Annotated in this window: 12 protein-coding genes and 1 pseudogene; 10 read left to right on the top strand and 3 right to left on the bottom strand. The window is 62.9% G+C overall.

From position 1 onward, the window contains the following. Positions 1 to 3: 3 nt before the first annotated feature. From EKN06_RS00065 to EKN06_RS00040, 6 genes are all read left to right on the top strand, one after another. Positions 4 to 777 (top strand): SDR family NAD(P)-dependent oxidoreductase, encoded by a 774-nt coding sequence (locus EKN06_RS00065; protein WP_127610858.1) that lies wholly within the window; start codon positions 4 to 6, stop codon positions 775 to 777. A 119-nt stretch (positions 778 to 896) separates the two neighbouring features. After that, entirely contained in the window at positions 897 to 3,092 is a 2,196-nt protein-coding gene (locus tag EKN06_RS00060; RefSeq protein WP_240654527.1) for a TonB-dependent receptor, read from the top strand. 1 nt (position 3,093) lies between these two features. Beyond that, positions 3,094 to 4,497, top strand: a complete 1,404-nt coding sequence (locus EKN06_RS00055) for an FAD-binding oxidoreductase (protein WP_127610857.1) — start codon at positions 3,094 to 3,096, stop codon at positions 4,495 to 4,497. A gap of 29 nt (positions 4,498 to 4,526) precedes the next feature. Beyond that, positions 4,527 to 5,759 carry an MFS transporter gene (locus EKN06_RS00050; protein WP_240654526.1) on the top strand — a complete coding sequence of 411 codons (1,233 nt, stop codon included), beginning with the start codon at positions 4,527 to 4,529 and terminating at the stop codon, positions 5,757 to 5,759. Between the two features lie 54 nt (positions 5,760 to 5,813). After that, positions 5,814 to 6,572: a helix-turn-helix transcriptional regulator gene (locus EKN06_RS00045; protein WP_240654525.1), complete on the top strand. Its 759-nt coding sequence runs from the start codon at positions 5,814 to 5,816 to the stop codon at positions 6,570 to 6,572. Between the two features lie 5 nt (positions 6,573 to 6,577). Further along, positions 6,578 to 7,276 carry a FadR/GntR family transcriptional regulator gene (locus tag EKN06_RS00040; protein ID WP_240654524.1) on the top strand — a complete coding sequence of 233 codons (699 nt, stop codon included), beginning with the start codon at positions 6,578 to 6,580 and terminating at the stop codon, positions 7,274 to 7,276. Between the two features lie 41 nt (positions 7,277 to 7,317). Here the strand turns inward: EKN06_RS00040 and EKN06_RS00035 are convergent, their stop codons facing one another. Continuing rightward, positions 7,318 to 8,211 (bottom strand): LysR family transcriptional regulator, encoded by an 894-nt coding sequence (locus tag EKN06_RS00035; RefSeq protein WP_127610855.1) that lies wholly within the window; start codon positions 8,209 to 8,211, stop codon positions 7,318 to 7,320. A gap of 76 nt (positions 8,212 to 8,287) precedes the next feature. On the opposite strand from EKN06_RS00035, the gene EKN06_RS00030 reads away from it, so the two are divergent. From EKN06_RS00030 to EKN06_RS00015, 4 genes and pseudogenes are all read left to right on the top strand, one after another. Further along, positions 8,288 to 8,896: a pyridoxamine 5'-phosphate oxidase family protein gene (locus EKN06_RS00030; RefSeq protein ID WP_127610854.1), complete on the top strand. Its 609-nt coding sequence runs from the start codon at positions 8,288 to 8,290 to the stop codon at positions 8,894 to 8,896. Further along, the gene (locus EKN06_RS00025; RefSeq protein WP_127610853.1) at positions 8,893 to 9,303 is read left to right on the top strand and encodes a VOC family protein; all 411 of its coding nucleotides are present in this window, start codon (positions 8,893 to 8,895) and stop codon (positions 9,301 to 9,303) included. The genes EKN06_RS00030 and EKN06_RS00025 overlap by 4 nt, the downstream gene beginning before the upstream one ends. A gap of 153 nt (positions 9,304 to 9,456) precedes the next feature. Then, a pseudogene (locus EKN06_RS00020) lies at positions 9,457 to 10,020 on the top strand (class I SAM-dependent methyltransferase); the annotation flags it as partial. A gap of 191 nt (positions 10,021 to 10,211) precedes the next feature. Continuing rightward, the gene (locus tag EKN06_RS00015; RefSeq protein WP_127610851.1) at positions 10,212 to 11,174 is read left to right on the top strand and encodes a magnesium and cobalt transport protein CorA; all 963 of its coding nucleotides are present in this window, start codon (positions 10,212 to 10,214) and stop codon (positions 11,172 to 11,174) included. A gap of 58 nt (positions 11,175 to 11,232) precedes the next feature. Here EKN06_RS00015 and EKN06_RS00010 read toward each other — a convergent pair whose 3' ends face one another. After that, positions 11,233 to 11,427 (bottom strand): twin-arginine translocase TatA/TatE family subunit, encoded by a 195-nt coding sequence (locus EKN06_RS00010; protein WP_127610850.1) that lies wholly within the window; start codon positions 11,425 to 11,427, stop codon positions 11,233 to 11,235. A 273-nt stretch (positions 11,428 to 11,700) separates the two neighbouring features. Further along, positions 11,701 to 11,997 carry a hypothetical protein gene (locus tag EKN06_RS00005; protein WP_127610849.1) on the bottom strand — a complete coding sequence of 99 codons (297 nt, stop codon included), beginning with the start codon at positions 11,995 to 11,997 and terminating at the stop codon, positions 11,701 to 11,703. Positions 11,998 to 12,317: the final 320 nt, after the last annotated feature.

Here is a 12,317-nt window from a genome sequence, read left to right as displayed (position 1 = left end):
GCGATGTATCTTGAGAAACTGCGGCTCGACGGGCGAACGGCGTTCGTCACGGGTGGAGCGCAGGGCATCGGACTTGCCTGTGCACAGGCACTGGGCGAAGCGGGTGCGCAAATCACAATTGCCGACCGTGATCGAGAGGCGCTCGCTCTCGCAGCCAGCCGATTGGCCGCTGTCGGGATCGATGCCGAAACAGCGACGCTCGACGTGACCGATTCGAAAGCCGTCGACGCAGCGGCAGAAGCCATGTTGGCGCGGGCGGGACGGATCGACATTCTCGTCAACAATGCCGGTATCGCGCGAAGCGAAACCCCCGCAGAGGATGTCACGGACGAACACTGGCGCAACGTGCTCGACGTCAATCTCAACGGCAGCTTCTGGTGCGCCCGCAGCTTTGGCCGCCACATGTTGGCAGCAGGTCGCGGCAGCATCGTCAATATCGGGTCGATGAGCGGGTTCATTGTCAATCGCCCCCAGCCGCAGAGCTATTACAACGCCTCCAAGGCGGCAGTGCACCAGCTTACCCGCAGCCTTGCCGCCGAATGGGCGGATCGCGGCGTCAGGGTCAACGCGGTGGCGCCGACCTATATCGCCACGCCGCTCAACGCCTTTGCGGACAAGAGCGGCGAGATGTACCGCCGGTGGATCGACGGAACCCCGATGGGACGGCTGGGCGAGCCGGAGGAAGTCGCGGCCATCGTGCTGTTTCTAGCGTCCGACATGGCATCGCTGATGACAGGCAGCATCGTCCTCGCCGACGGTGGTTATACTTGTTGGTGAGGACGATCGGCACAATCGCTCTGACGATCGGCAAATACGCGCGACCTTTCATATAGGTATGAAAGCTGTCAGATAGGTCGGGTAGCGGGGCTTGTGACCCCGGGGGAGAGGACCAACCGATGCTGTCAATCCGTCACGCCTGTTTCGCCAGCGCTTCTGTCGCCAGTGTTGCCATTGCCACGCTCTTGCCCATCGCAGCCCATGCCCAGAGCGCGCTGCCCGAAGACAGATCGGCGCAAACCGTCGCGACGCAGCAGTCCGAAAACCAGCTGATCGTCGTCACCGCCCGCAAGCGCGAAGAAACTTTGCTCGACGTACCGCTCGCGGTCACTGCCATCGACGGCGACACGCTGGCGTCGCGCGGCATGAATTCGGTACGCGAAGCGGCGGTGCTGTCGCCCGGCCTGAACATCAACAGCGACGGTGCGGGCCGCGCATTCGTGGCGATCCGCGGGGTGGGCGTGACGCTGGTGCAATCGGTCCAGCCGGGCGTCGGCCTGTTCGTCGACGGCATCTACCGGCCCAATACCGCCTATCTCAACAACCCGTTGCTCGATCTCGAGCGGATCGAAGTGCTGCGCGGACCGCAGGGTACGCTTTACGGCAAGAACACGCTGGGCGGCGCGATCAACGTCATCACCCGCCTGCCCGGCAACCAGTTCGAAGGCCGCGCCAGCGCAAGCTATGCTGGCCCTGATGACCAGATGATTGTCGCAGGATCGCTGTCGGGGCCGATCGTGGCCGACCTGCTGTCCGTCCGCGTCGCCGCATCGCATCAGGAACAGGACGGGTTCAGCCGCAACATCCTGCTCGACAAGGCCGGGACGCCATTCAACAGCGATTCCATCAACGGCACGGTGCGACTGACGCCGGGGGCGGTCGAGCTGACGGTCAATGGCTATTACGACTGGATCGACTCGGTCAACATTCCCTATTCCCGTGTCGACGGCACCGACGATTATTCGCGCGACCTGACCTTCAACACGCTCAACGCGGTCGAATACAAATATCGGGGCATCAATGCGAAGCTTGCGGTGCCGATCGAGGCGCTGGCCAGCAAGCTGACGCTGATCGGCGCCTTTGACGCGCGCGACGGGACCAATGTCGAAGGCGACGTCGATTTCGGACCGGGCGATTTCGCCCGCGCGACGGGTGGCGATACCCTCCGCACGAAAACCACCGAGCTGCGGCTGGACAGCGACCTGTCGCCGACGATCTCGACCCTCATGGGCCTGTTCTACAGCCGCGAGGAAGCCAAGGCGGTCGATGCGACCACATTGTATCCGATCATCACCGGATTTCCTTTCGACGTGGTTCGCAACACCACCAATGCGACCAAAGCCGATACTTACGCCGCGTTCGGCACTGTGTTCTGGAACCCGACAAACGCATGGGAAGTAGCGCTGGGCCTGCGTTACGATCGAGAGACGCGCTCGGCCAACGGTTCGGTCGTGACCGTGCTCGGTCCGCTCGGATCGGTCGGCGGGCCACTGCCCGAAGCGAAGATCAAGTCGAGCGAATGGCAACCCAAGCTGACCGTGCGGCGCACCTGGTCGCCGGAACTCATGACATATGCGTCGGTCGCGCGCGGCTATCGCGGCGGCGGCTTCAACGCACCGACCGCCCCTACCCGGACGTATCGCGGCGACAGCGCATGGACGTACGAAGTGGGCGCGAAATACGGTGCACCCGGCGGCAATGCGGGCATTGCAGGGGCGCTGTTCTATAACGATTACAAGGATTACATCGGCCTGAATTCGATTGCCCCGGCGGCAGGCGGCGGGCTGGTCACGGTCGATCTCAATTCCGGCGACGTCGAAACCTATGGCGTCGAGCTGGAAGGCTTCGTCAAACCGGTCCCGGCATGGTCGGTCAGCGGCGGGCTGACCCTGATGCACGCTCGCTTTACCGATTCCAGCGCCTATACCCAGACCACGGGCCGTACGCTGTCCTCGGACCGGCTGACGTTCCAGCCCGACTGGTCGGCGAACCTCGCGACCGATTACACCATCGACCTTGGCGCCAGCGAATTCGTTCTCAGCGCCAATGTCACCGGCAAGGGCAAGCGGCTGGCGGCCACGCTAAACCAGACGACGCCGACCTTGCTCGACGGTTACTGGCTCGTCGGCGGTTCGGCGACTTATCGCACGGGACCGGTTCAAATCAGCGCCTTTGTCAGCAACTTGTTCAAGGAAGAGTATTGGGAAAGCTTTATCGAGCGCACCACGTTGCAGCTTGCCGGGCTTCCCGCCTCCGACCTTGGCATCATGGGTGACAGCCGCCGCGTCGGCGTCCGCGCCGCATTGAATTTCTGACATGCACACGGGCGCAAACTTGCCCCCGCGCCGACCGCTGCCCGAAGGGTTCCTCGCCAGGATCGAGGCCCGTTTCGGCAGCCGGCTGCAAGCGGGTCAGGCCATCCGTGAACAGCACGGATCGAGCGAATCGCATTACGAAGCGATGTTGCCCGACGCGGTCGTGTTCGCCGAGAACACCGACGACGTCGTCGCGCTGGTCAATCTTTGCGCGGCGGCCGACGTGCCGATCGTCCCTTTCGGTGCGGGCACATCGATAGAAGGTAACGCCGCCGCGGTGCTTGGCGGCATCTCGCTCGACCTGACGCGGATGGACCGGATCGTCACGGTCAACGACGCCGATTTCGACTGCGTCGTCCAGCCCGGCGTCCGGCGCGAGGAATTGAACCTGCACTTGCGCGACAAGGGCCTGTTCTTTCCCATCGACCCCGGCGCCAACGCCACGATCGGCGGCATGGCCTCGACCCGGGCGAGCGGCACCAACGCGGTTCGCTACGGCACGATGAAGGACGCGGTGCTGAGCCTTGAGATCGTGACGCCGCAGGGCAAGGTGATCCGCACCGCCCGGCGCGCGCGCAAGTCGGCGGCAGGATACGACCTCACCCGCCTGTACGTCGGGTCCGAAGGCACGCTAGGCATCATCACCGAAGTCACGCTGCGGCTCCATCCCATTCCCGAAGCGATCTCGGCCGCAGTCTGCAGCTTCGCATCGCTCGAAGGCGCGGTGGACACTGTGGTCCAGTCGATTCAGTGCGGCGTGCCGTTGGCGCGGGTCGAAATCCTCGACGCGCTGCAAATGCGCGCAGTCAATCGCTGGTCCAAGCTCGACTATGCCGAAGCGCCGACGCTGTTCTTCGAATTTCACGGCAGCGCGGCATATGTCGCCGAACAGGTCGCGACGGTCGAAGCGCTGGCTCAGGGCAATGGCGGCAGTGCGTTCGACTGGTCAGACCGACCCGAAGAGCGCAACCGACTGTGGCGCGCAAGGCACGATGCCTACTATGCCGCCGTAAACTTGCGACAAGGCGCGGTTGGCTGGGCCACCGATGTCTGCGTGCCGATAAGCCGGCTGGCCCAATGCATTGTCGAAACGCAGGCAGACCTTGCCACCGCTAGCATGCCGGCCACGATCCTGGGCCACGTCGGCGACGGCAATTTCCACGTCGTATTCTCGCTCGACCCCAATGCGCCGGACGAATGGTCCGAAGTCGAAGCGATCAACCGGCGCCTGATCGAGCGGGCACTGGCGATGGACGGAACCTGCACCGGCGAACACGGCATCGGGCTGGGCAAGCAGGAGTGGCTGGTCGCCGAACTGGGCGACGCGGTCGACCAGATGCGCATGATCAAGCGTGCGCTCGATCCGCAGAACCTGCTAAACCCCGGCAAGATCTTCGCCTTGTGAGCAAGGCGCCATCGCGAAGGGCATGGCCCGTGCTCGTCCTGTTGGCCACGGCCATGGCGGCGGGCAACGTCATGCTCGGCGTATTCAGCGCGGTGCAGGAACAAGCCAAGGCTGAATTGGGTTTCAGCGATTTCCAGATGAGCCTGCTCAACGGGCTGGCAGTGTCGATCCCGCTCGCCGTGCTGGCCGTGCCGGTGGGATTGCTGGTCGATCGTGCGGTTCGCGTGCGTCTGCTGCTGTGGACCGCCGTGGCGTGGACCGCGGGCACGTTGCTGACCGCCTTTGCGCACAGTTTGCCGTTGCTGTTTGCAGCCCGCATGCTGGGCGGCGTGGGCGCGAACATATCGACCACCATCGCAATCTCGCTCGCCGCCGATCTTTCGCTGCCGGATAGGCGGGGGCGTTCGTTGCTGCTGCTGACGATCGGCAAGTATGCCGGCACCGGGCTTGCCTTTGCGCTTGGCGGCTGGCTGCTTGGCCTTTTCCTCGACCGTGGCGGCTTGTTCGGACTTGCCGCGTGGCGAAGCATCCACCTCATGCTCGGGCTCGCGAGCATAGGCATCGTTGCAGCCCTCGCCTTCATGAAGGAGCCGCCCCGGCTTGAAACAAAAGCCGGGCCGCGTGCGCCGTTGGGCGAGATATTCCGCGAACTGGGCAGCTACAGCCGTTTTCTCGTGCCCTTGTTCCTCGGCCAGATCGGAGTGCTGATGGCCGATGCGGCGGCGGCGATCTGGGCCGCGCCAGTGCTGTCGCGATCGTATGGCGTGACGCCGCAGGAATTCGCCGGATGGATGGGCGCGGTGATTTTCGGCGCCGGCATCCTTGGCGCGCTGGTGGGCGGGATCGCCGCCGATGCGGGCCATCGCACCGGCCGGCGCGGCGGCATCCTGCTCGGCGCGATCTTCGCTTCGATCATCGCGATGCCGGCGGCGCTTTTCCCGCTGGCGCCCGATGTCCCCACATTCGCGCTGGCGCTTTTCGTCCTCCTGTTCGGCGGTACGATCACGGGCCTCGTCACCGCGACGGCGCTGGCCGTGATCCTGCCCAACGAATTGCGCGGCCTCTCGGTGGGGGTCTTCCTTGCCGTAGGCGGACTTGTCGCATTCGGCATAGCACCGACACTGGTGACAGTGGTCAGCGCCTGGCTTGGCGGCGAAGCGATGCTCGACCGCGCGATGGCCATCGTCGGGCTGATTGTCAGCCTGATCGGCTGCGCAGGTTTCGTGATCGCATGGCGCAATGCCCCGGAACCTGTAAGATAGCTCTTGCGGTAGCTATCATATAGGTTTACGAACCGTTCGGGAGAGGAATGGGGTATGAAAAGCGCTATCCAGGTATCGCACGAGATGGTCACGCTGATCGGCCATGGCCCGGCGCCGGATTGCGCCCTGCCCCTTCATCCAGTCGCATTCCGGTTCAACGGCCTGACCGATGAACGACGACCTTTGCTGACCTATGACCGCGATTTCCGCCCAGCATCGGCGAATGACACGCCGCTGGTCCTGATCGCGGCGCGTGCCGCTTGCGATCGCCTGTTTTCGGCGCATCCAGACGGTGGGGAGACTTGGCACCTACCCAGCGGGCTGGTGATGCTCGCGCTATCGATCCTGGATTGCGAAGGGCGGGGAGAGGCGCGCGATACGCTGCGCCTTGCCCGCAGTATCGAACTGTTGTGCCAGATCCACGCCGCGCTTGCCGATGGCGCGACGCTCGTCGCCACCGGGAGCGAATGCGACCTCAGTGAAGGCGATGTGGCACGTGTGACCGCGGCGCGCCGCGCCATCGATCAACGCTGGCAGGACAAGATCACCATCGCCGAACTTGCGCGGACGACCGGCTTGAACCGCGACAAGCTGGCTCGGGGCTTCCACGGGATCTATGGCGCCACCATAGCACAGGTGTTGAGCGAACGGCGCCTGTCCGAAGCCCGGACGATGCTGCTGGCCAGCGACTTGCCGGTGGCGACGATCGCCTATCGTTGCTCCTATCTCAACAACGCGGCGTTCACGCGCGCCTTCAATCGCCGGTTCGGCATGGCGCCAAGCGAACTGCGCCGCACAGGGATCGCGGGATGAACGAGATGACGACTTCCACGCACAAGGGAACCCTGGTCGAAAGCGCGACCGCCGCCGTGCGCGCGCATATCGATGCCAACCGGCTGAAGGTCGGGGACGTCCTGCCCAGCGAAGGCAGGTTCGCTGCGGATCTGGGCGTAAGCCGCCCCGTGATGCGAGAGGCTTTTCACGCCCTCGCCGCGCTCCGGATGATCGATGTCGGCAACGGCCGTCGTGCGCGGGTGGGCGCGATGGACGGATCGGTCATGGCGGCATCGATGGGGCACGCCGTCAGCACCGCGCAAGTATCCCTGGCCGACGTATGGGATGTTCGCCGCACGCTGGAATTGCGCACCGCTGAACTTGCCGCGCTCAACCGCAGCGATGCACAGGCCGATGCCATTCTCGCCGCGGCGCGCACGCTTGCCGTCAGCAACGATGAAGCGACCCGCACGCTGGCCGACACGCAGTTCCATCAGACCATCGCGCTCGCCAGCGGGAACCAGATGTTTTATCAGATCGTCCGTTCGTTCGAACAGATGATGCAGGTCGCAATTCCCAAGGCGTGGGCTGGCCGTACGACCGAACAGGAAAAGACCGAATCGGTCATGCTCCACAACAAGGTCGCGTCCGCGATTGCGGAGAGGGATCCCGATTTGGCCAGGATCGCTATGGAATCCCATTTCGCACGGTCGATCGGCGACCTGTTTCACGACGACCGCTAGGCAAGCGCATGGCTCGGCACCGGGCATACTGCGACTGTCCGTCAGCGCCATTCGTGCTCGCGCGCCCGTTCCTTCATCGCTTCGATAAGCAACCGAACCGCGGGCATCGCCGCGCGACCCGCCTCGAACAATAGCGTCACCGGCATCGGCACAGGCGCTTGATCGTCGAGAACGCGCACGAGCCGCCCCGCCGCGATCGGATCGGCCGTCTGATAGCTCAGCAGGTTCGCAACTCCCAGCCCCGCCTCAGCCGCCGCGACGGTGGCGTCGATGGTATTGACGGTCAGCCGTGGTGCGACGTCCACGACCGCGCCGCCGTTCGCTTCGAACGACCAGGCGGCACCGGCCCGAACGCCGCTGGTGACGATGCAGCGATGGTGCGTCAGATCAGCCGGCACAACCGGCACCCCGTGTTCGGCGAGGTAGCCGGGACTGGCCACGACCGTCTGTCGGACCGACCCGATCGTGATTGCGCGCAAGGCGCTGTCGGCGACCGCGCCGATCCTCACTGCAAGGTCGATGCCTTCTTCGACGATGCGCACGTTGCGATCGACGAGCATCATCCGCGCGCTCAATCCGTCATGCTTGGCCAACAGTGCGCTGACCACCGGTAGGACGTGCATCCTGCCGAACATCACCGGCGCGGTGAGAAAAACCTGCCCGCGCGGCACGGATCTCCCACCCATGACGATCCGCTCGGCCTCTCGCAAATCGACGAGGATGCGGCGGGCCCGGTCCAGCAAGGCCGCGCCGTCGTCGGTCAGCGATACTGCCCGGGTCGAACGATGAAATAGCGTCACGCCCAGATGACGCTCAAGCGACGCGACCGCGCGGGTGATCGCAGGCGGCGATGTTTCAAGCGTGCGGGCCGCCGCGACGAAGCTGCCCCGATCGGCGACGGCGACAAACGCGGCCAAAGTTTCGAACCGGTCCATTATTATCCAAAATGAAATAGTGATCACGTTTTATCTGGTATTATCCCGAAAAAGGCAATGCTATAAGCTGGCCGGCATGGCACAGGTATTTCTTCGCACAATGTTCGGACCGGGCAGTCGTGCCCTGCAAACGGAGGCCGGTTCGCGCTCATCCTATGCACGGATGGAAGCCGGCGCCGACGCCGCAGACCAGCTTACGGCGCGGGAATGCGATTTCATCGCGCCGCGCGACAGCTTCTACATGGCGAGCATCGGCGAGAGCGGCTGGCCCTATGTCCAGCATCGCGGCGGACCTGCGGGATTCCTGCGCAAGGTCGAAGGCAACCGTATCGGCTTTGCGGATTACCGAGGCAACATGCAGTTCCTTTCGGTCGCCAACCTGACGGCGGACGACCGCGTCGCGTTGTTCCTGATGGATTATCCCAATCGTCGCCGGCTAAAGTTGATCGGTCATGCGCGCGTCACCGACAATGCCGACGACATCGCTGCGCTGACGGTACCGCACTATCCCGCCGCGCCCGAACGCGTCTTTGTGATCGATGTCGTCGGGTTCGACTGGAACTGCCCGCAACACATCACCCCCCGCTTTTCCGAAGCCGAAGTCGGGCAGCGTACGCAACCCTTCATAGACGAAATCACCCGGCTGCGGATGCGCGTTGCCGAGCTGGAAGGATCGAAACCATGAACACCAAACTTACCCGCGGCGTCCATCACGTCGGGTTGACCGTGCCCGATCTGGATGAGGCGCGCGATTTCTTCTGCGGCGTGCTCGGCTTCGACGAAGTCGGCGGCGTGCCCCATTATCCTTCGATCTTCGTGTCCGATGGCATGACCCTTCTCACGCTTTGGCGCGCGACCGACCCGGCATCCGCGCGCGCCTTCGATCGCCGCGCCAACATCGGCCTGCACCATCTCTCGCTTGCCGTGGCTGACGATGCGGCCCTCGATACGGTGTGGGAATTGCTGCGCAAGCACCCGCAAGTGACGATCGACGTTGCACCGTGCCCGATCGGACCAGGCTCTGCGACGCGTCACTTCCTCGTCTTCATTCCAGGAGGCATCAGGATGGAATTCGCGACACCTTTCGCATGAAGCAGGCTCCGACGGCCCCGCGAGCCTGATTTCAGGCGCTTCCGATCGGGGCTCGGCGCGCAAAGCACTCCGTTCGGCGCTGGTGCATCAAAACCATGTTGCATATATGTGGAATGATCGCATGCGCTGCGCCGAACAGATGCAAGAGGCTTCGTGACGACCAAAGAAACAACGGGGCCTTTCGCGCTTTCGTCTCCTGCCCCTGCGGGCCAGTCGGCGCTTTGGCGCAGACGCCTCGTCGTTGCCGGGTTCGGCCTGATCCAGTGGCCCTGGCTGCTGCGGTCGCTGCGCGGGGGATCCAAGGCGGACAAGCGCCGCCTGCTCGAACGGCTGGACCTGCCCGACGACGCCCTGCCCAACCTCGGCAGCTGGAAGGCGGATACGGTGCTGCTTCATCATATAGTCGATACCATCGAACTGCTCAGGCCCAAGGTCGTTGTCGAACTGGGCGCGGGCGCGACTTCGCTGATCGCGGCGCGCGCGTTGGAACGTAATGGCGGTGGCCATCTGGTCAGCTTCGATCAGCACGAAGTCTTCCTCGAAGCGATGCGCGAATGGCTCGCCGAATATGGCCTGAACGTCGATTTCAGGCATGCTCCGCTGGAGGCCGGATGGGTCGACTGGTCGCCGATCTGGTACGCGCTTTCGGGCGTCCCTGACGAAATAGACTTGCTGATCATCGATGGCCCGCCATGGGCGACGCATCCGTTGGTCAGAGGTGGCGCCGAATTGCTGTTCCCCCGGATCAGGGAGGGCGGCACCGTACTGCTAGACGATGCGAACCGGCCCGGCGAACGGATCGTGGCCAGGCGCTGGCGAAAAAACTGGCCCGAATTCGATTTCCGCCTCGATCCAAGGGGCGCGAAAGGGACCCTCATCGGTCAAAAGCGTATGGCGCCAACCGCGCCATGAGCGTCATCGCCGCCTTTTCCTATCGTGATGGCATGCGCCAAGGCGCCGTCGATTTCGCCGCGCCCGTGTCTGAACGCGATAACGAATTCGAATGGGTGGGCCTGTTCGAACCGACCGCGGAAGAATTGCACGCAGTCGCACAACGCTATCACCTGCATCCCTTGCCAGTCGAAGATGCGCAGTCGCTGGCCGGGCTTCCGAAACTTGAGGTCTATGGGCGGCACTTGTTCGTCAAGGCACGCACTGTCTCGCTCATCGATACGAGAATGCAATTCGGGCTGACGTCGTTCTTCGTGTCGGAAAATTTTATCGTCACGGTCCGACTGGGGTCGAGCGAGGGCCACTCCTTGTTGCGAGAGCGGATCGAGGATGATGCCGCGCTGCTCGTGCAGGGTCCGGATTTCGTCCTGCATGCGGTGCTCGACCTTATCATCGACGGCTATTTCCCTCCGCTCGACAGAATTGGCGAAAAACTCGACCACTTCGAGGAGGAGGCTGTCGATGGCGGGCTGGACCGCAGCCACACGAAGGAAGTCTTTTCGCTGCGCCGGCAATTGCTGCGGCTGCAAAGGCAACTGGTCCCGATGGAGGAAGTCTGTGCCAAGCTCGCACACCTCGACCTGCCCGCCGTCGATCCCGAGATGCGGCCCTATTTCCGCGACGTGAACGATCACGTCCATCGCGCCGAAACGTTGACGCGATTACAGCGTGAAGTGCTGGCGTCGGTGATGGAAACCAGCGCGCTGATCGAACAGCAAAACCAGAACGCGATTACCCGGCAACTGGCGGCTTGGGCGGCGATCCTGGCGGTTCCGACCGCAATCGCCGGGATCTACGGCATGAACTTCGAAGTCATGCCTGAATTGCAGAGCCGGTGGGGTTACCCCTTGATCCTGCTAGTGATCGTATCGGTCAGCATCGGGCTATGGTTTCGCTTCCGCCGGCTGGGCTGGCTATAACGCTTCCGTCCATTCCCGAGTAAGCCCATGCGACGAGCGTGCAGGGTTTTGCGCATGGTTAGTCGGTCGGCGAGCGTTCATTGGTCGGAAGCTTTCTGGCTTCTATCGTGTCGCTTTCGTCATTCAGTCCCTGTCGGAAATGGCGGATGCCTTTCCCGAAGTCGCCCATGGCTTCCGAAATGCGGCCGCGACCGAACAGGACAAGCACGACCACCATCACGATGATCCAGTGCGCCAACGACATCGAACCCATCTTAATCGCTCCAGAAAACTACACTAGAATGCTATCGAACCGCCTTCACCATCAGACCCGACGCAAATCGGATGACCGCGCCTCGCGCTTTACCGGCCTTCTCCCCGATCGTCGCCAACTGGCTGAAGGCGAGACTTGCGCACAATGGGGGCGAGAAACAGATTGGCAAACAACTGACGGTTGTAAAAATGATATGTGCGACGGCGCCCTATTCATGCGCCAATTCACTTTCCATGCCCGCGCGGCAGTCTGAAAGAATTTCGCGCTTTATCGTTAGCGAATATGCGCGGCGAAAAGAGTGGCAAGGTTTCCTAGCAGATCGAACCCGATGAGCGATCCGCCCATAAGATAAGCCAATCTCTCGACCAGGCCGCCTCGGCCATCCATGCGGAGCCAGACCAACACAAGCACTGCTAGGCCAGCAACCGAAACCCCGATCATCACAATCAATGGCGTTGAACCCTCGCCGAAAAGTGCGGCAATGCCGGTGCTGACAATGAAAACGATGCCATAGATCGACAGGGCGACAGCGATATTCCAGCTGACAAATCGCGTGGGTTCGGAAGTCATGGCGACGCCCGATTAGACCGCCGGACCAAATACGGCAAAACGAAAATCGCGGGATTTGCTTTTCGTACGGCAGCGCTGTCGCGGGCAAGTCATTAGCAAATGGCAGCGTTTGCTCTCGTTCGCACGCACTCATGACACGAAGGGTGCCGCTCGCACTCAACCCGTACAATGCGTCTGTACGGCATTGCGTTTGCCACCATCTTACCGCCATTTGATTGCCGAACGCGAAAAGCCCCACTGTTAACAGTGAGGCTATAAAAATGTTTTATATCAATGAGGTTTGGTTGCGGGGGTTGGATTTGAACCAACGACCTTCAGGT

Origin of the sequence: Croceicoccus ponticola, from assembly GCF_004004515.1 — a bacterium.
GTDB classification, from domain to species: domain Bacteria; phylum Pseudomonadota; class Alphaproteobacteria; order Sphingomonadales; family Sphingomonadaceae; genus Croceicoccus; species Croceicoccus ponticola.
Note: the sequence above shows the minus strand (reverse complement) of the source record. Positions and strands in the feature narration are given on the sequence as shown.